Annotated in this window: 22 protein-coding genes; 6 read left to right on the forward strand and 16 right to left on the reverse strand. The window is 51.6% G+C overall.

The features are described from left to right. The first annotated feature begins 46 nt into the window (after positions 1-46). Genes C7W93_RS06045 through C7W93_RS06070 form a run of 6 tightly spaced genes read left to right on the forward strand, consistent with a single transcriptional unit; the run spans position 47 to position 5,380 of the window. The gene (locus tag C7W93_RS06045) at positions 47-1,102 is read left to right on the forward strand and encodes a Nit6803 family nitrilase (protein WP_108439213.1); all 1,056 of its coding nucleotides are present in this window, start codon (positions 47-49) and stop codon (positions 1,100-1,102) included. Further along, complete coding sequence (locus C7W93_RS06050; protein WP_201747168.1) at positions 1,062-2,174, forward strand: MSMEG_0568 family radical SAM protein; 1,113 nt, start codon at positions 1,062-1,064, stop codon at positions 2,172-2,174. Before C7W93_RS06045 ends, C7W93_RS06050 begins: the two co-directional genes overlap by 41 nt. Then, positions 2,171-2,722, forward strand: coding sequence for an MSMEG_0567/Sll0786 family nitrogen starvation N-acetyltransferase (locus C7W93_RS06055; protein ID WP_108439214.1), 552 nt, complete (start codon positions 2,171-2,173; stop codon positions 2,720-2,722). The genes C7W93_RS06050 and C7W93_RS06055 overlap by 4 nt, the downstream gene beginning before the upstream one ends. Further along, positions 2,719-3,735 (forward strand): sll0787 family AIR synthase-like protein, encoded by a 1,017-nt coding sequence (locus C7W93_RS06060; protein ID WP_108439215.1) that lies wholly within the window; start codon positions 2,719-2,721, stop codon positions 3,733-3,735. The genes C7W93_RS06055 and C7W93_RS06060 overlap by 4 nt, the downstream gene beginning before the upstream one ends. A 53-nt stretch (positions 3,736-3,788) precedes the next feature. Beyond that, positions 3,789-4,079: an MSMEG_0570 family nitrogen starvation response protein gene (locus tag C7W93_RS06065; protein WP_108439216.1), complete on the forward strand. Its 291-nt coding sequence runs from the start codon at positions 3,789-3,791 to the stop codon at positions 4,077-4,079. 23 nt (positions 4,080-4,102) lie between these two features. Further along, positions 4,103-5,380 carry an MSMEG_0569 family flavin-dependent oxidoreductase gene (locus C7W93_RS06070; protein WP_108439217.1) on the forward strand — a complete coding sequence of 426 codons (1,278 nt, stop codon included), beginning with the start codon at positions 4,103-4,105 and terminating at the stop codon, positions 5,378-5,380. A gap of 101 nt (positions 5,381-5,481) precedes the next feature. Here C7W93_RS06070 and C7W93_RS06075 read toward each other — a convergent pair whose 3' ends face one another. The 16 genes from C7W93_RS06075 to C7W93_RS06150 all read right to left on the reverse strand — a co-directional run bounded on the left by C7W93_RS06075 (position 5,482) and on the right by C7W93_RS06150 (position 18,904). Next, positions 5,482-6,381 (reverse strand): transporter, encoded by a 900-nt coding sequence (locus C7W93_RS06075; RefSeq protein WP_108439218.1) that lies wholly within the window; start codon positions 6,379-6,381, stop codon positions 5,482-5,484. Between the two features lie 177 nt (positions 6,382-6,558). Beyond that, positions 6,559-6,750, reverse strand: coding sequence for a 2-hydroxymuconate tautomerase (locus C7W93_RS06080; protein WP_108439219.1), 192 nt, complete (start codon positions 6,748-6,750; stop codon positions 6,559-6,561). Positions 6,751-6,784: 34 nt separating this feature from the next. Beyond that, a complete protein-coding gene (gene dmpH / locus C7W93_RS06085) occupies positions 6,785-7,573 on the reverse strand; it encodes a 2-oxo-3-hexenedioate decarboxylase (protein WP_108439220.1) in 789 nt (262 codons plus the stop codon). Positions 7,574-7,600: 27 nt separating this feature from the next. Then, positions 7,601-8,629 (reverse strand): 4-hydroxy-2-oxovalerate aldolase, encoded by a 1,029-nt coding sequence (gene dmpG, locus C7W93_RS06090; protein WP_108439221.1) that lies wholly within the window; start codon positions 8,627-8,629, stop codon positions 7,601-7,603. Between the two features lie 9 nt (positions 8,630-8,638). Then, positions 8,639-9,550, reverse strand: a complete 912-nt coding sequence (locus C7W93_RS06095) for an acetaldehyde dehydrogenase (acetylating) (protein ID WP_108439222.1) — start codon at positions 9,548-9,550, stop codon at positions 8,639-8,641. 18 nt (positions 9,551-9,568) lie between these two features. Further along, positions 9,569-10,351 carry a 2-oxopent-4-enoate hydratase gene (gene dmpE, locus C7W93_RS06100; RefSeq protein WP_108439223.1) on the reverse strand — a complete coding sequence of 261 codons (783 nt, stop codon included), beginning with the start codon at positions 10,349-10,351 and terminating at the stop codon, positions 9,569-9,571. A 47-nt stretch (positions 10,352-10,398) separates the two neighbouring features. Further along, positions 10,399-11,229: an alpha/beta fold hydrolase gene (locus C7W93_RS06105; RefSeq protein WP_108439224.1), complete on the reverse strand. Its 831-nt coding sequence runs from the start codon at positions 11,227-11,229 to the stop codon at positions 10,399-10,401. Positions 11,230-11,236: 7 nt separating this feature from the next. Then, on the reverse strand, positions 11,237-12,691 hold the full coding sequence (locus C7W93_RS06110; RefSeq protein ID WP_108439225.1) for a 2-hydroxymuconic semialdehyde dehydrogenase: 1,455 nt from the start codon (positions 12,689-12,691) through the stop codon (positions 11,237-11,239). Between the two features lie 162 nt (positions 12,692-12,853). Then, complete coding sequence (locus tag C7W93_RS06115; protein WP_108439226.1) at positions 12,854-13,798, reverse strand: catechol 2,3-dioxygenase; 945 nt, start codon at positions 13,796-13,798, stop codon at positions 12,854-12,856. Positions 13,799-13,842: 44 nt separating this feature from the next. Further along, a complete protein-coding gene (locus tag C7W93_RS06120; RefSeq protein ID WP_225869759.1) occupies positions 13,843-14,184 on the reverse strand; it encodes a 2Fe-2S iron-sulfur cluster binding domain-containing protein in 342 nt (113 codons plus the stop codon). A gap of 13 nt (positions 14,185-14,197) precedes the next feature. Continuing rightward, a complete protein-coding gene (locus C7W93_RS06125; protein ID WP_108439227.1) occupies positions 14,198-15,259 on the reverse strand; it encodes an NADH:ubiquinone reductase (Na(+)-transporting) subunit F in 1,062 nt (353 codons plus the stop codon). Between the two features lie 9 nt (positions 15,260-15,268). Further along, positions 15,269-15,628 carry a phenol hydroxylase subunit P4 gene (locus C7W93_RS06130; RefSeq protein WP_108439228.1) on the reverse strand — a complete coding sequence of 120 codons (360 nt, stop codon included), beginning with the start codon at positions 15,626-15,628 and terminating at the stop codon, positions 15,269-15,271. Between the two features lie 99 nt (positions 15,629-15,727). After that, a complete protein-coding gene (locus tag C7W93_RS06135; RefSeq protein WP_108439229.1) occupies positions 15,728-17,278 on the reverse strand; it encodes an aromatic/alkene/methane monooxygenase hydroxylase/oxygenase subunit alpha in 1,551 nt (516 codons plus the stop codon). A 31-nt stretch (positions 17,279-17,309) separates the two neighbouring features. Continuing rightward, on the reverse strand, positions 17,310-17,579 hold the full coding sequence (locus C7W93_RS06140; protein WP_108439230.1) for an MmoB/DmpM family protein: 270 nt from the start codon (positions 17,577-17,579) through the stop codon (positions 17,310-17,312). Between the two features lie 9 nt (positions 17,580-17,588). Continuing rightward, the gene (locus C7W93_RS06145) at positions 17,589-18,581 is read right to left on the reverse strand and encodes an aromatic/alkene monooxygenase hydroxylase subunit beta (protein WP_108439231.1); all 993 of its coding nucleotides are present in this window, start codon (positions 18,579-18,581) and stop codon (positions 17,589-17,591) included. A gap of 47 nt (positions 18,582-18,628) precedes the next feature. Continuing rightward, positions 18,629-18,904 (reverse strand): phenol hydroxylase subunit, encoded by a 276-nt coding sequence (locus C7W93_RS06150; RefSeq protein ID WP_108439232.1) that lies wholly within the window; start codon positions 18,902-18,904, stop codon positions 18,629-18,631. Positions 18,905-19,279 lie beyond the last annotated feature (375 nt).

The raw sequence follows: 19,279 nt of genomic DNA on the forward strand, positions 1-19,279 counted from the left end.
CATGCAGGGCGGACGATAAAAACGATAAAGAAAGATGGCAAACACAATGGCTAATACCACTTCAAAAAAGGTTGTTCGTGCAGCGGCAATCCAGATTGCACCGGATATGGAAAGTGCAGGCGGAACGCTGGATAAAGTCTGCTCAGCGATTCAAAAAGCAGCGGCGCAAGGTGCGCAATTGATCGTTTTTCCTGAAACCTTTGTGCCCTACTATCCCTATTTTTCGTTTGTCCGCCCGCCCTTTGCTGCTGGTGCTGAACACTTGCTGTTATACGAGCGCGCAGTCGTCGTACCTGGCCCGGTAACAGATGCAGTTTCTGCTCTGGCGCGAAGTCATGGCGTAGTGGTCGTACTAGGCGTTAATGAGCGCGATCATGGCACGCTGTACAACACCCAACTGGTGTTTGACGCTAATGGCGAATTGGTCCTGAAACGCAGAAAAATTACACCGACTTATCACGAACGCATGATCTGGGGACAAGGCGATGCCAGCGGCCTCAAAGTCGTGCAAACCGCCGTCGGTCGCCTAGGCGCGCTGGCATGTTGGGAGCATTACAACCCACTGGCCCGCTATGCATTAATGGCGCAGCACGAAGAAATTCATTGCGCGCAATTTCCCGGCTCGATGGTCGGGCAAATATTCGCCGATCAGATGGAAGTCACGATCCGTCATCACGCGCTGGAAGCTGCCTGCTTTGTGGTCAACGCGACCGGCTGGCTGACCGATGCGCAAATCCTCGCGATCACGCCTGATCCCGCCAACCAAAAGGCGTTGCGAGGCGGTTGTTGCACCGCCATCGTCTCGCCCGAAGGCGTACTGCTGGCAGAGCCGTTGCGTAGCGGCGAAGGTATAGTCATCGCCGATCTGGACATGGCGCTGGTCACCAAACGCAAACGGATGATGGATTCGGTCGGCCACTATGCGCGGCCAGAATTATTAAGTCTGGTCATTGATGATCGCAGCCACGCACCTGTCGCAAAGCTATTTCCTGAGAATAAATCAGCTACCGAAAAATCGATTGTCACGCCATCCGCCATACCAACCCAAGGGAGCGCACATCATGCAAACAGTTACCAAACCGAACCAGCATCTGATCACTGAGCTGCAATCTCTGGGCCTGCGATTAAATGACCCCAACGCCGGAGCAGCCAGTCGCCGTGGCGGTGCCGGGCCATCCGACCATAAAGCCGTGGTAGTCGATGGTCATACCGTAATGATTCCAGTGCATACCGCCAGCGCATGGTCATCGCCATTTGTGGCAGCGCCAATGGGGGCCGATGGCAGCAGTATGTTGCTGCGCGATGGCGTGTCGGTCGGCGTGATCTCATTTCCCCGGCAGCCACGATTCTATAAATTGCAGACGATGGATGGGATTCCCTACTCCAGGATCGCGACGCTGCATGGTTCAGATGTATTGGCGACGACGGTACTGCAAAGTTGTATCCGCTATGAAAGTCGACGTAAATCCTGCCAGTTTTGCGCGATCGGACAATCGCTGGCGGCAGGCCGAACGATTCTGCGCAAGACGCCAGAACAATTGGCGGAAGTGGCACGGGCTGCGGTCCTGCTGGATCACGTCAAACATATGGTCATGACAACCGGCACGCCGAACGCTACAGATCGCGGCGCGCAGATTTTGTGCGAAAGCGCTTTTGCCGTAAAGAGCGCCGTGAATCTGCCAATACAGGGGCAATGCGAACCGCCGGATGACGATATCTGGTTTAAGCGCATGCATGACGCGGGTATTGATTCACTAGGAATGCATCTGGAAGCGGTCACGCCAGAAGTGCGCGCCCGCATTATGCCGGGCAAAGCCAGCGTCTCGATTGCACGTTATTTCGAGGCTTTTGAAAGTGCGCTAAAAGTGTTCGGACATGGTCAGGTCAGCACGTATATTTTGGCGGGTCTTGGCGATACCCCAGAAGCGATTTTGCAGATGTGTGAAAAGTTGATTGCCATCGGCGTCTATCCTTTTGTAGTGCCGTTTGTACCGATTGCAGGAACGCCGCTAGAAGATCATCCAGCACCATCAGCACAGGCCATGCGAGAACTGCTAACGCCACTTGCTGCGATGCTCGAAACAGGCGGGTTGCGCTCTGGCGATATCAAAGCCGGTTGCGGGCGCTGCGGTGCTTGCTCATCGTTGTCTACTTTTGAAAAGAAGCCATCATGAACACCGACTTTGCCCTTCCAACGACGGATATCCCTGTACTCAAAACTGTCCGGATAAAACTCGCGAGCAGCCATCAAGAGCGTGAAGCAACCCGGTGTTTGCGACGTGCCGTTTTTTGCGACGAACAAGGTATTTTTAAGGGCGACGATCAAGATGAAATAGATCAGCACGCCCTGCCTATCGCAGCGATTCTCAGCATACCTGACATGCAGGATGAAGTCGTCGGCACCGTACGCATTTACGAGTCAGAGCCCGGCGTCTGGTACGGTTCCCGCCTTGCTGTGGCAACGCAGGCAAGACGCATCGGCTCAGTCGGAAGCGGTCTGATTAAACTGGCAGTGGGCACCGCGCACGCGCGCGGCTGCAAGATTTTTTTGGCGCAGGTGCAAAGTCAAAATGTGCCGCTGTTTAAAAAACTGCATTGGACCTCATTGGCAGAAATCGACGTGCATGGCCGCCCTCATCATTTGATGCAAGCTGACTTGGCCCACTATCCGCCAATAGACGATGGCGACACCGGTTTTGTATTGACGCTTGGTGCAGTATGAGCTCCGCATCGCCAGACTTAGCCGCGCTAATCGACCTGCTGCGCGCATCCCGCGGCATCGCCCACAAACGCGATATCAACGCGGTCATGCACACCTTAGGCACGACCTATGATCGCGCCGCTGCAGTGCCGGTCGGTGATGATTGCGCCGCCATTCCCGATGCAGATGGCAACGGCTATTTATTGTTTGCGATTGAAGGTTTTATCAATGAATTTGTCATGCAGGAACCGTGGTTTGCAGGCTACTGCGGCGTCATGGTGAATGTCAGCGATATTTATGCCATGGGCGGTCGCCCGGTTGCTATCGTAGATGCGTTATGGAGTCGTCCCGGCGATGCAGCCGAACCGATATTGGCAGGGCTGGCAGCAGCCTCGACCGCTTATAACGTGCCGATTGTCGGCGGCCACAGCAATCGCCGTAATGACCGTGAGCAATTATCGGTGGCGATCATTGGCCGTGCCAAGCGTCTGTTAACCAGCTTCAATGCACGTCCCGGCGAACATCTGGTCGCTGCCATCGACTTGCGCGGACGTTTTCATGAACCCTATGCTTACTGGGATGCCAGCACCGGATCGCCCGCTTCCCGGCTGCGCAACGATCTTGAGTTATTACCTGCCATTGCGGAAGACGGACTATCCGCTGCAGGCAAAGATATCAGCATGGCTGGCGTGGTCGGCACCGCATTGATGCTGCTGGAATGCTCATCGCTGGGAGCCACAATTAACCTTGACGCCATCCCGCTGCCCGAAGGCGTAACACTGGAGCGCTGGCTAACAGCGTTTCCCAGCTTTGGCTTTCTGTTAAGCGTCGCCGATGAACATCTGGAACAGGTATTAGAACGTTTTTCCGCCCGAGATATTGCCTGCGCCGCTATCGGCCGCACCGACGCATCGCACGTCGTGCGTCTGCAACAAGGCGCGGCGATTGAAACACTGTGGGACTTCAATCAAGAAGCGCTGATTGGTTGCGGACCAACACGGCAAGAAACAGCCGCAACTGCCCATATCAGCTAAAAAATTGCTGCTATTAATTGCGCCATTCGTCATTCTTTAATCGGAGAACATCCATGCCTGAAGTCCACTTTAGCGTCCGCTGGCCGGACAATTCCACCAGCGATTGCTATTCACCATCGCGCGTTATCAAAGATTATCTGGAAGTCGGAAAAAATTATTCCGTACCCGATTTTGTCGACCGCAGCCGGATTGCCTTGAGCATCGCCAGCGCACGCGTCGAGCAAAAATTCGGCTACATGTGTTCATCCGCGATGGATCAACTCAGCCAGATAGAACGTACCGCAGACAGCTTTGCGGCGCAGGAAAACGCTTTGGTTCTGGTCGAGGCTTTTCGGCCTTCATAACACTTTTTATCTGGAGAATAGCGATGCATCAGCTCCCGCACTTTTCGCAACAACGGCATTACTCGGTACTTATTATCGGTGGCGGCCAAGCCGGTCTATCGATGAGTTATAACCTCAAACAACAAGGTATCGACCATCTGATCCTAGAAAAAAATCGTCTCGGCCACGCATGGCGCAGCGAGCGCTGGGACTCCTTTTGTCTGGTTACACCGAACTGGCAATGCACGCTGCCAGGTTTCCCTTATGCGGGTAACGACCCTTACGGCTTCATGAAAAAAGATGACATCGTCGACTACATCGATCAATACATTTCCTCATTCCAACCGCCTGCAGCAGAAGGCGTGGCGGTGACGCGGTTGAGTCGCAATGTGGAAAATATCTTTGAGATCGAAACATCGCAATGCACATTAACCGCAGATCAGGTCGTGGTCGCTATCGGCGGCTATCACATCCCGATTCTTCCGCCCGCTGCGGAAAAACTACCAGCGCATATTCTGCAATTGCATTCTTCCGATTACGTCAATCCAGAGTCGTTACCAGCCGGTGAAATACTCGTCGTCGGTACGGGTCAATCCGGTTGCCAGATTGCGGAAGACTTACATTTGACTGGTCGTCGCGTGCATTTATGTGTCGGCGATGCGCCGCGCGTGGCGCGTACCTATCGCGGCAAGGATGTTGTGGAGTGGCTGGATAACATGAAATATTACGATCTTCCCGTCGAACGCCATCCCTTGGGAACCGGCGTGCGTGAAAAAACCAATCATTACGTCACCGGACGCGATGGCGGCCGCGATATCGATTTGCGAAAATTTGCATTAGAAGGCATGCAATTGTATGGCCGCTTTGAAGACATCGTTGATGGTGTCGCCATGTTTGGCAACGCATTAAAGGCGCATCTCGACAGCGCCGATGCCGTCTCTGAAAACATTAAAAATAACATCGATAAATTTATTACAGAGAATGCCATCGATGCGCCAATTGAAGCGCGTTACGTGCCAGTCTGGGAACCGAGCGCAGCGACCCCGCGAAGCCTGCACCTGGACAACGACAACATCGCTGTCGTGATCTGGTGCATCGGCTTTCGTACCGACTTTAGCTGGATTGAAGAGACCATCTTTGATGAAAAGGGCTATCCCGGCCATACCCGCGGGATAACCGCTGTACCGGGTTTATATTTCCTGGGCCTGCCTTGGCAATATACGTGGGGATCTGGCAGATTTTCCGGGATTGCGCGAGATGCCGGTCATTTGTTGGAACATATCATTGCGCATCGCAGCGAGCGGGAACAAATGGTGGCATAGACGGGCGGCAAGGTCATTGCGCAAGGTAATGCTGCTATCTTCAACTAAGATACTCACGACCTTGCGCAAACGGCTAATACGACCCGCCTCATCCTAACAATCTAAAAAGGAAGTAATGCTTTTATCCAAAAGGCTTTTCCTTCAGGACGATTGCGAACATCCATTTCCTGTTGATACTTGGCGGTGATAAAAAAGCCTTTGCCATTGTCGTATTTGATCGAAGGTCCGATAGCAAAAGCCTGACCTTTATTATTCGGCACGTTAATACCATTTTGTTGGTCTGTCGTGATTTGCTTGTAAGCGTAACCGCCAACGCCCGCAACCCAATTATTGGCAAATCCATAGCCCACCGAATAGTCAAAATGGAGTTCTTTTCCCGATGTGTAGTTGGTGTCCTTATTTTTCAGATTGAAGTCAAACATCAGCTTCGCATCCATATTCCAACCGGCCGGATCAATATAACTGACCGCGTATACTGGCTGAATAGTCCAGTAGTTACGGCCAATATTGGCTAACGCATTTTTATCATAGTCGCCGGTCGGGACGAAAATATCCAATCCAAGAACACTATGCAGTTTATTGCTATGGTGATAGCCGAGCGCCACTGCGGTGATATCCAGATCGCCAATACCCGTCTTGGTTTGGCCGGTGCCATTGACGTTCACATCCAGACGAACCAACGGAATAAGTATCGCGTGCGCTACCTGCCCGCCAAGAAACGTGTTACCAGTGACCCACACAAATCGCGGTATCAACGCATCTGCAGTGACTTTAAAATTAATCGGGACGGTATTTCCGTTATTGTCCTTGAGCGTATCGGCCGTATAGTGCTCAGCATAAAAAAGCGTGTAAAAACCGGGCGGCGGAAGCGCGCCGACAAGATAGTTTTCAGCTCCCATCGGATAGGTTGAACCGCCGCCTTCAGTTGCTAGCGCTGCTTGCGAAATGATTGTGGCGGCAATAGCAATGCTCGCCAAATACGCCATCTTCTTTATTTTCATGCTTGTCTCCCATTATTAATATCGGATCATTTTTATTGTGTTTTTTTCTGGTGCTTGACTGAAGTGTGTGATCTCCTTTTTACAGACACACTCTCCCTCTCCCTCCATCGAAGAGGAAAAACGTGTCATTGAAATTTTTTAGATTTAGAGACTACTGCGGCATGCGCAGCAACTCACTCAGCGCCCAAGCTCGCCAGCGCTTTTACCGCCGATACCGAAATGTTCTTTGGGCATCTCTGTCAAAATCACGCGTACTGTCTCAGGTTTAGCGTCAATGGCTTCGTGCATCGCCTCCGTGATCTTGGCGATCAACTTGCGCTTTTGTTCGACCGTGCGCCCTTCCAGTAAATATATTTGGCAAATAGGCATAGCAACCTCATCTATAAAAATATTAGTGATTTTTTCAAGAAAAACGCACGCTGACAGACCCCAATTCTTGCACCCGCAACGTAACGTTATCGCCTGCTTTGACCCTGACGGCCTCGGTAATTGCCCCCGACAAAATCAAGGTTCCCGCCGGAATTTCTTCACCCCGCTCACCCAGCAGATTAGCCAACATCGCGATCGCAGCCGCTGGATGACCAAGGACCGCAGCCCCGGCGCCTAGGGCGACTACTTCACCATTTTTTTCCATCACTATGCCAAGGGTCCGTAAGTCCAGATCTTCGACCGGACGGATGCGCCCACCGACCACAAACCGCGAGGATGAGCAGTTATCAGCGACCACGCTTTTCAGATCAAACTTAAAGTCGCGGTAACGCGAATCAATGATTTCGATCGCTGGCATCACGAAATCGGTCGCCGCCAATACCGTGCCGATGTGGCAGCCAGGCCCCTTCAGCACTGCCTTGGTAACGAAGGCAATCTCCGGTTCGACTTTCGGATGAATCAGCTTGGAGATTTCGATCTCTCCACCTTCCGGCACAGAAAAATAATCTGCCAGAAAGCCAAATACCGGTGTGTCAACGCTCATCTGTTTCATCTTGGCATGTGAGGTCAGCCCTGCTTTTAAGCCGACGATTCTGCAACCCCGCGCAATCTTGCGTCGTTTGATTTCATCCTGAATGGCATAAGCATCATCCCAATCCATTTCAGGATGATCGTCAGTGATTTTGGTGGTATCCCGCGCAGCCAGCTCGCAACTTTCCAGATGTTCTGCCAATGCAGCTATCGTGGCTTTATCTAATTTCATGTTATTACCCTCGTTAAAATTAACCGATTACATCAAGCCACGTGCACGCGCCATCGTCATCGCGGTGTCTTCGATCATGTCTTCCTGGCCGCCGACCATGCCACGACGCCCTAGTTCGACCAAAATATCGCGTGCGGAAATTTTGTATTTGGCTTCGGCCCGTTTAGCGAATAACAGGAATGAGGAATACACACCCGCATAGCCCAAGGTCAGCGAATCACGGTCAATCCGAATCATGTGATCCATCATCGGCACCACCAGATCTTCGGCAACATCCGAAATCTTGAAGACATCAACGCCAGTCTCGATCCCCATGCGTGCACAAACTGCCACGAATACCTCCATCGGCGTATTGCCTGCGCCCGCGCCCAAACCGGCTGCCGCGGCATCGATACGATTTGCACCGTACTCAACCGCCACTAAAGAGTTCGCCACACCCATCGCCAGATTGTGGTGACCGTGAAACCCTAGTTCGGTATTGGGTTTCAATTTCTCACGCAACAGGCCGATGCGCGACTTCACATCTTCCGGCAACATGTAACCGGCGGAATCGGTGCAATAAATACAATTGGCACCGTAACTTTCCATCAGACGCGCTTGTTCGACTATCTTCTCAGGCGACGCCATATGCGCCATCATCAGAAAACCAACGGTATCCATCTCAAGTTTGCGGGCATAGCTGATGTGCTGCTCGGAAACATCGGCCTCTGTGCAATGGGTTGCGACACGAATGGTATTGACGCCCAAATCACGGGCCATCTGCAAATGATCTACGGTTCCGATGCCAGGCAATAGCAGCGCCGATATCTTGGCTTGTTTCATCAACGGAATCACGCTGCTGAGATATTCTTCATCGGTATGCGCGGGGAAGCCATAGTTGACAGACGAGCCGCCCAGCCCGTCGCCGTGCGTCACCTCAATCAATGGCACACCGGCAGCATCCAGACCTTGCGCAATACTTTTCATTTGATCCAACGACATTTGATGGCGTTTGGGATGCATCCCATCGCGCAATGTCATATCGTGAACCGTGATTTTTTTTCCTTGGAGTGTCATGATGCTTCCTTACGCCGTGACCGGCTCAAGAGTGAGTTTGCCGTTGATAATTTCTTCGGCAAACATTTCCGCAGTGCGGGCGGCGGCGGCAGTCATGATGTCCAGATTGCCTGCATATTTCGGCAAGTAATCGCCCAGACCCTCTACCTCCATAAAGACAGACACCCGATTGCCATCAAATACGGGACCATTGACCAGCTTGTATCCGGGCACATATTTCTGGACTTCCTTGATCATGGCGTGGATAGAGGCGGTAATTTTGTCGCGATTCGGTTCCGTCTCGGTCAGACAATGAATCGTGTCGCGCATGATCATTGCCGGTTCAGCTGGATTGATAATAATGATCGCTTTGCCCTTTTTAGCGCCGCCCACTTTTTCCACCGCACCCGCAGTCGTACGGGTAAATTCATCGATATTTTTCCGCGTGCCGGGCCCGACCGATTTGGAAGAAACCGTGGCGACGATTTCACCGTAACTGACTGGCTGGACACGTGAAATAGCAGCTACCATCGGGATAGTCGCCTGTCCACCGCAGGTGACCATGTTGACGTTCATTTCACCCTTGCCGACATGTTCCAGCAAGTTGACCGGAGGAACGCAATACAGACCGATGGCCGCTGGCGTAAGATCGATCATCAGCACGCCCAGCGCGTTCAGCTTGCGCGAATTCTCCGCATGAACATAAGCCGACGTTGCATCAAACGCGATCTGAATATTGTCGGCAGCAACGTACGGCAACAATCCATCTACACCGTCTGCGGTAGTTTTCAGGCCCATATCGGCGGCCCGTTTCAAGCCTTCGGAGGCCGGATCGATACCGACCATCCATACCGGCTCTAAAAAGGGACTACGCTGTAATTTATAAAGAAGATCGGTGCCAATATTGCCGGGGCCGATCAATGCACATTTGATTTTTTTCATATTGATCTTCCGTTGAAACTAGTAAAAACGTACTGAACAGCCACCGATACCGCCGATGGATACGTGTAGGTTATCCCCGGCCTTCACCGGAAACATCGCCGCCAGTGAGCCGGACAAAATGACTTCTCCGGCTTTTAATGGAATGCCTAGTCGGCCCATTGTGTTGGCAAGCCACGTCACCGCATTCACCGGTCCGCCTAATGCCGCAGCCCCGGCCCCGGTGCCAACGATTTCACCGTTCTTTTCCAGCACCATGCCGCAAGTGGAAAGATCGACTTTACGGGGATCAACCGCGTGACCGCCCAACACAAACACACCGCAAGAAGCGTTATCTGCGACCGTATCCTGAATTTTTATTTTCCAATCCTTGATACGTGAATCAACAATTTCAAAACACGGCATCACACATTCAGTGGCACGCAATACATCGGCATTGCTGATGCCCGGCCCCATCAGATCGTGCTTAAGAATGAATGCGATTTCACCCTCCGCTTTTGGCTGGATCAGGCTAGACATCGGGATAGCATCGCCTTCGTTGTAAATCATGCTATCAAGCAGATAGCCAAAATCCGGCTGGTGCACGTCAAGCATGTCCATCACAGCTTTACTGGTGACGCCGATCTTTTTTCCAACAATGCGTGCGCCATTGGCAATCCGCCGCGACAACATATGTTGCTGAATGTGATACGCATCTTCAATCGTCATCCCGGGTACGCTGTTGGTCAGCGGATCGATCGTTTTGCAATCTATGAGCGCCTGATACAACGCATCGCCAAACTGCTGAATTTTTTGCTGTTCCATGAATAGGTATCCAAAAATAATGTTGATGTTGATGACGTGGGGGATAGTCAGGATTCAGTCAAAAATTGGGTCACCAGTTTGCTAAACCGCGCTGCATGTTCGATTTGCGTCCAATGACCGCAACGTCCATATACATGCAATTGCGAGCGCGATATCCAGTCTGCCAAAGTCAGTGAACTTGATAGCGGAATCACCTGATCTTCGCGGCCGTGAATTACCAGCGTCTCATGCGGAATCGCCCGAATATCCTGCTCCCGACTCGCCAGCGCATCTACACTGTTTTGGCGTGGCGCTGGAAACATGGATGAAAACGTCTCTTGAAAGCCAGACTGGATAGAGGCTTTGTAGCGCAGTTCAGCCAGTTCATCGGACATCAGCGTGCGGTCATACGCAAAAATGTCGAGCAATTTACGCATATTTTCTATCGAAGGCTGATAGCCCCAGACGGCGTCCAAAGCGGGCGTGATCGGAAATGCGACCCCGGCACTGCCCATTAATACCAGCCGTCTTACCCGTTGAGGATGACGGATGGCTAACGCCAGTGCCAATGCTCCGCCGAAAGAATTGCCGACGATATCAGCACAGGGAATATCCAGCGCGTCGAGCAGGCCCACCATCTGTGCAACCCAGCCAGCAAGGCCATACTTAAAATCCGGTAGTCGCTGGGTATAGCCGAACCCTGCTACGTCAGGCGCGATGACCCGACAATGCTGCGACAATTCCGGAATCGTCAAGCGCCAGTTTGCCCAGGCGGTAACGCCAGGTCCTGAGCCATGAATCAGCAGAACCGGTGCACCGGTGCCGACGTCGTGATAGTTGGTGGCGATGCCATTAACGACAATATTTTTACCGATCTCAAGATTGTTTGCGTGTTCCATAGCGTCCTCAGAGTTTGATGCAAATGTTTTTGAGTTCGGTGTAAAACTCAAGAGAATGCACGCCCCCTTCGCGTCCAATGCCGGATTGTTTAGTGCCGCCAAACGGTGTACGTAGATCGCGCAAAAACCAGCTATTGACCCAGACCAGACCAGCCTCGATACGCGCGGCAACCCGATGACCACGTTGTAAATTGCTCGTCCAGATTGAGGCCGCCAGACCATACTGGGTATCGTTCGCGCGACGGATGACTTCTTCTTCGCTATCGAACGGTGAAATATGGCAGCAAGGCCCAAATACTTCTTCACGACAGACCGCAGCATGGTCGGATAAGCCGGTCCAGATAGTCGGCTGGACCCACGCGCCATACGCCAGATCACCGGCCATCGCCGGGATACCGCCACCAGTAATAACGGTGGCACCTTCTTCCACTGCTTTTTTGTAATAAGACAAGACTTTGTTCTTGTGTTCCTGACTGATGAGCGGTCCCATCGTGGTGTCCGATGCAGTCGGCACACCGATTGTCAGTGCTTCCGCGCCCTGCTTCATGGCGGCGACAAATCTATCGAAAATGGGACGTTCGACATACACCCGTTCGGTGCCGAGACAAACCTGACCGCTGTTCGCAAACACCGAGCGCAATGTGCCTTCAATCGCCGCCTCGAAATCGCAATCAGCAAAAACGATCGCTGGATTTTTGCCGCCCATTTCCATTGATACCGGGCGCGCACCATCGGCGGCGGCTTTCATGATGGCTGCTCCGGTTCGTGTTTCGCCGGTAAAAGTAATCGCATTCACGCCCTGATGCGTAGTCAGATATTCACCTGCCGAGCCGGGACCAAAACCATGCACTACGTTGTAGACACCTTTTGGAATCCCAACTGCATTCATGACCTCGCCCAGCAAAGTGGCTGTCTGAGGTGTTTCTTCAGAAGGCTTGACGACGACGGTATTGCCACAGGCCAATGCAGGGCCGACTTTCCACGTCATTAATAACAATGGCAAATTCCACGGGCAGACTACGGCCACCACACCGACCGGGCTACGTGTGGCATAGTTGTGCGCACCGCGACCATCGGGGGTCGCGGTCTCAAAAAATTCGGTCGGTACATTCTTCACCACATCGGCAAAGACTTTGAAATTAGCCGCGCCGCGCGGGATATCCAGATGGCGCGCCAGACTCATCGGCTTACCGGTGTCAGCTACTTCGGCAGCAAGAAAGTCATCGAAACGCCGATTGATTTCGTTGGCAACGCCATGCAGCAGATCGGCACGCTCGGCAATTGCCAGTTTTGCCCAAGGTCCACTTAGTGCAGCGCGGGCCGATTCCACGGCGGCATCTACCTCAACCTTACCGGCTTCGGCAACCTGTGCGATTACCGCATCATTTAATGGCGAACGCTTTTCAAAGGTTTTTGCCGTCGATACAAATTCACCATTGATAAAATTACTAATTTGTTTCATCTCAATTTCTCCATCGAGGTTTTATAAAAGTCAGGCCATCAACCCGATGGCAGCCAGATCGACACCAGCGCAGTTGTCGTCCTACCAAATACGACAACTGCGCCGATGCCGGTATAGCCAAGCAATACGTTGCCTTTCTGTCAGGGTGGGCAACGTTGCCATTTAGGTATACACACCGGTAAACGACTCGGGCAATTCACCCGTGTGGTAAAAAATCGCTCGCCCGATGTTCTCTTCAGTCCATGTCAACACCGGCATATCCGGTTGCGCGAGATAACCTAACCCGGCGAATGTTTCATTGCGGTTGCCAGAAGGATCAAAGAAATAAATGGTTTCGCCACGGGTGATGCCATGACGCGTTGGCGAGACATCGATCTTGGTTTTCGTTTTCGCCATCACGTCGGCAGCCTTCAGTACGTCATGCCAACTGTCGAGGAAAAATGACAGATGATGCAGGCCAGAAGTAGCGCCCCCAACAAAGGCGATATCGTGCGGCGTAGTGGTACGAAACAAGAAAGTAGCGGCTTGGATCGTGCCTTCCGGGCCGACTAATACTTGCTCGCCCAGATAGAAATCTAAAACTTCCATCATAAAGCGGGTATTTTCGGCGACCGTATTGATGCCTTTGGCGGGGTCCATTTCACACATCAACAAGCAGTGATCAAGCCAATGTGCGCCTGCCCCTTTCAGGTCATCCGGCCAAGGATCGGGATTAACGGTACCGACATCCTTGCCTGCAAATTCTTTCTTTGCGAACAACAGCATTTCGTGACCGCTGGGCAGGAAAAATTTCAGTGCCCGCCCGCATAGCGGTAAGCTACCTTCGGCGACCCATTCAGTAGAAATACCGTATTCCTCGATACGGCTTTTGAAACCATCGAGTTCGGCGTCGCGCTCGACCTTATAAGCGACGTGATTCATTCCGGCACGATCCGAGGGCGTCAGGATTACAGAATACTTATCCCATTCATCCCAGCATTTAAGATAGACGTTGCCAGCGCTGTCGCGATACGTGATCTTCATGCCGATCACATTTTGATAATGTTTAAGGGCCGCTTCCATATCCATTACTTTGATGCTTATGTGGCCGATTCTCATCACACCCATGTCATTCCTCCTATTATTATTGAAGCTAAAATGCCGTCACACCTTTAACGACACACCGACTTACACATTTTTCCTACCACTCTGACGAGTAAGTCCGATTGCGGCCTTATTCGACACGCCAGAACGACCGCCCTGTTTTGCTCGTCTTCAGAAACGTGCGCTCGACTCATCAATCCGCATTGATATTCGCCCGCCAGTATTTCTATCTTGCACACCCCGCAACCGCCGCAATGGCAACCTGCAGGTATGCCTTTACGACCCAGGCTGGCCATGCCCTGTAATACCGACATTGCTGACGAACAAAAGAACGTTTCCCCCGTCTGCGCAATCGTTATGGTGAGCCTTGCCATCTCTGGAATTTCCGACCCGACTGGCTTTGTTTGCATAATGTGCACGCCATCAGATTTTCTTGAAGAGCGGACTCTTGGACTGCTGCGCATCGGTCGCCGAAAAAAACTTCTCGGTAAATATGTCGGCCTCAAACAATCGCCCTTGCATCAACGTCGTGATGCATGCGTCAATCATTACCGGCGGCCCACACAGATACGCTTTATGACCGCGAAAATCATTATCGAAACAAGCTTTGGCGGCATCATGAACAAATCCTCTGAAACCACTCCAATCACTTTCGTCCGGTTCATTTGAGAGCGTCGGCACGTAACTGAAGTTGGCGTGTTTTGTCTCCAGCGCAGCAAATACATCGTGGTAATACAGCTCATCCCGACTGCGCGCGCCGTAGACCAGCGTCATAGGCAGCTCGCAGCCTTCTTCTAGCAAATCGATGATCATTGAGCGCGGACTGGACAGGCCCGATCCACCCGCTAGAAAAATCATCGGTACCGCCGCCGACTTACGGACAAAGAAGCGTCCGTAGGGGCCTGCAAGCCTGACTGCATCACCGACCTGCAATGTCTGATGAATCCAGGTTGTCGCCTTACCGCCGGGAACAATACGCACATTCAGTTCCACCTCAGAAGCTGCCGAGGGTGTGTTGGCTAGCGAAAAAGCGCGGCTTGTCCGCTCACCCGGCAATTGCAGATTGATGTATTGACCGGCCTGAAAACGCATGCCATTGGCTTCATTAAGCTTGACCCAAACCCCTTTAATCGTCGGGGTGAGATTTTCTATGCGACTGACCGTGCCACTAAAATCGTTCACAGGCAGATTTTGTGCATCAACCTCAACTTCGATGTCCGTCTCAATAGTGACGTCAGATTGCAGGGTGGCACAGCAAGCCAGCGTCAAACCGCCGTCACGCTCGTAATCCATCAACGAGAAATTGGATGCCTCGCCGTGGTCAACGTCTCCGTCCAGCACTTGAATCTTGCAGGTGGCGCAAAGACCGTGACAACATGCATGCGGAAGATAGAGACCCGCACGCAGGCTGGCTTCAAGGATGGTTTGGCCATCCTCGACATCTATTGTTTGCCCGATCGGCTCAATGGTTAATTGATAGCTCATCCCGTTCCCCTAGCTAAAACTGCCTTTGATGCCAGTTAGGCCGGGAGTACGAAAACGAATCACATCCTTGTGCTTCAGGCCGTTCTCCGCCAGTGATTTATTCACATCCGGCACCCACGGCTGACCCGACTTAAACCATTGCGCCTGATCCCAATCGACCTTACTCCAATCAGGATGCACACCATACGTGCCCGGCAAAACCTGTTCCAGCACATCGCCGAAACGCATCGCTGGCGGGAAAGGAAAGGCATACGGACTGGCGAAAAATAAATGATCTTCCCAGCCGATAAAAAGCAGTTGGTTGCCATGGAAATTCTCAACCCGATCCCGGACCTCACCAACATAAGGTTTGATTGCTATTACTGTCATGCTTGTCTCCTGTATGGTTGAACGCAATCTCCCCCGCACCAGAGTTGCACTGGTGGGTGGAAACGTGCAATACACTGCACGTTGTCTGCATCACTATTTTTAAGTATTGTTCTTTGCGGTCTGCCGCCAGACGTCAAAATTTTTCTGATCTTCAGAACCGTCGAAATCAAGATTGTCGCGACCAGAAACGATGTGGTAATAGTCCAGCACAGCAGCTAGCGGATCGAAACCTTCAGCAGTTGGATCGACACCTGGGTTAAAACAATTTCCTTGATAAATTTGTTGCACCGGCAACCATGCCTGCACGTATTTCTCAGGCTCGTTATCAAAGACGTGCTTGCAGCCGTCAGAACAGGTGTGATATTTATCGCCGTTGTAATCGGTCTCGCGATAGCAGATTTTGGTAGGATCATCCGGCTCAGTAAAGAACATCGGGATCTGGCAAACCTGACACAACATCGGTAACGTCTTGCTGTAGAAACGTTTCCCTTCAGCCGCTTGCTCGGCCCAGTATTCAAGACGCGGACGATAGTATTGATCGAAAGTGTCGGGGTATTTTTCTGAAAGCCAATCCAGTTCCTCCTTGCCCGGCAACCAAGTATGGAAACCAGCTGCGGCGCCATATTGATAGAACGTCGCCCAGGTTTGATGCGAGACATGTTCTTTCTCAATTTTGGTTTGTGCCCAGCATGCCGGAACCGTAATACCATAGCGCGCCAAATCCTTGAACAGCGCGCCGACACTTTCCTCGAAATACAACTCCCATGATTCTTTCCAGCTCATGACCCGCTTCGGCAGCATGTAGTCCATCATCATCGCGACAATCGATAGCAGGCGAATCCCGCGCCATGTCCATTTGTCGATCCAGCGTTGCACGATCGGCAGATTGTCTGGATCTTGCTCAAGCATAAACTTGATAATTTCCAGGCCAAGCGTCATGTGCCGCGCTTCGTCTGACTGAGCCGAAAAACCGAAAGTTGTGGCGGCCATATCACCGTTATAGGCAGCGCCGGAAATGAACGGTACGAACAATAAATTGGTCAGTACATACTCAAAAGAAAAGCTGATTGAGGTTAAAAATTCAAATGGTCCGGCGGTAAATGCATCCTCGCCGAACGACTTCGGCACTGATAAATACCAGACGCGATCATTCATGTGCCGATAATCGTGGAAGCCGTTGTAATGCTTGTTGTAGTTCGACATCGAATGAATTTGCGTCTGAAAATGCCGCAATTCATCAATCGCCTGCATCTGACACGCTACCCGTGCACCAGCGCCACGAAACTGCCGCCCGACATGCGAATAGGCACGGTGCGCCATATATTCAAGCGGCGTCACTGCGGTGATAAAAATCTTTAGCGCATTGATATAGCGGGCATCGGTGACGCCAAGATGGCCGTTATTTTGATTAAAAGCATCGATGATTGCGTACAGTTTTCGTTCTTTTTCTGCCTGATATTTCCAGTAAGCTTCCATCGTCAAACGGAATGGATCTTCCCACTTATCCCAGTCATGGATTTTGATACCTTCAAATTTATCGTAAGGAAAAACTGCATCCATCGGTTGATAAGTCGTCTGCCAATCGAGACCACGTGTCATCAATGCATAACGCTCTTTAAGGCCCAGTTTCTGTTTTACTTTCATGTCCATTTGCTTGTCTCCTATCTGGCTATATTTAGTATCAATGCTTCCAGCTCAGGCTGAATTCATCATCGGTCTCGTTAATATTTCCCGACAGGGAAATCAAATTGACGTGCAACTCTTGCAAATCGAAATCACGACCCATCTTGTCCTCCACAGTTTCACGGCGGATGCGCAACATGCCGGGGGAATCAATTCTGACCATGGCGGGCTGCTCATTGACAGAGGCTGCATCGTTGTCCTGCAGAATTGCTTCAACGATGTTGCGGGTATCTTCGTTGGTCTGAAAAATGATGAATACGTTAGACATTGCCTCTCCTTAAAGTGTCAGACCGAACTTGATTGCACGGGCGTTGAACTCTTCGACCAGTTCGGCCATGACCGCCTCTGCTTTGTCACCCAACGCCAGCGCAGCGATTGGTGCCAGCGCGATGATGGCGCGATCACGATAGGTCTTGGTCCAACTGGAGAGTAGTTGCTGGTTCTCGATGGATTCGCTGAGGGCAATTTTGAGCGTGGCGTTAACCCACTTGCTAGTTTCGGCATACCACTCGTGCTGGAAACGTGTGAGCATCGATACCACCGGCCCCGCTTGCGCTGACAGCACGCTATCAAAATGCTGATACACCAGCGGATAGAGCAAGCCGTTCAGCACCAGATTTTGCGCAATGAAAAGTTCGAACCAATCTTTCATCACAAAAGTATCTTCAACATAGCGGCGCAATTCTTGCCAGCCAGCATCGAACAACCAGGCCTGTTTGGCGGTATCCAACGCCGCCACGTCATCTAGCAACAGCCCGACACGCGTCAGGTATTGCGCCATACCCAGATGATCCATTGCGTTAAACAAACAAGGCTGCGTGATAGCTGCGCCATAGCCATACGCGCACATCGAGGTGTTATTCATATTGGCGCCCCACTCAACATGGCGCAGCGGTAGCAGCACTTTTAGTGCGAGGTCTTTCGATGCGGTCGGGAAATTATTCGCCAGACCGCGACTCTCGACAAATGTGAAATCGCCCTCTGCGGTCTCTTGCATGCGGGCGCGCGCCAGCGTATAAGTGCCGTAGTAAAACTGGCGCGGGTCCTTGAATGCATACCAGTCATTCATCTTCACCGCAGTGCGTGAAGCATCGTAGATATCGTGTTCAGGATCCCACAGCGGACGATAATGAAAATTCGCATCTGGCTGAACGTCTAACGTCGCTTCCTGATAGCGTGACGCCGGCTTATCGCTGCCGATGCGCGCCGCAATGCTGTCAAACGTCTGGCGCAATGGTGTGATGCTGACAGTGCGAAGATCTAAATGCATTTTCTGACTCCTCCGTTATTTGACCGGCGCAATGTGTGCCGGATGGATTACTTATTATTTAAAACGCTGTCCCGAACGCTATGCAGATTCCAGCTCCATTGGTCTTCTTCCGTTGCAGAAACTGCCATCTGCTCCGGTATTTTTTCGGCTAATGCGGTGGCCTGATTTGCCGCGCTGAATTCTTCGAAAGCTTTCACTGGCATCAGCATTTCAACGTAGAGTTCAGGTTCGCCAACGGCGAATTCAAACTCGACCATGCCATTTTTTTTCATCTCAATCACCCGTACAAACTTACGGGTCGTATCAAATAAATTTCGTTCCATGGGTTCGCCTCGTGGTTACCAGTTGCTCTTTTCCTGCCTATATCAGCAAGCACCGTGCCTGAAAAAAAATTGCTGGAATAGTTGATTTAAAAGCGTTGTATTGGCGCAGTGCGTCATGCCGTGATGCCAATTTTCGACGGCACATATGGCAGATCAAAGAAGGCGCTGTCGTCACGATGTGAGGCTAAAGATTGGGAAAATAGGGATTTGGATTGCTGGAATTTGTTGCGTCGCAATAGGAAACGCCGTCACAAACGGCGATGAATCAAATGATGAACTCGGCATATTTGCCTGCATCAAATCATCAATTAATTCCGATAATGCTATAAAATCTCGAGATTATTAAAGACCATCCATTTTCACATCATCAGAGCC

The organism is Glaciimonas sp. PCH181 (assembly GCF_003056055.1).
In the GTDB taxonomy this organism is placed as follows: domain Bacteria; phylum Pseudomonadota; class Gammaproteobacteria; order Burkholderiales; family Burkholderiaceae_D; genus Glaciimonas.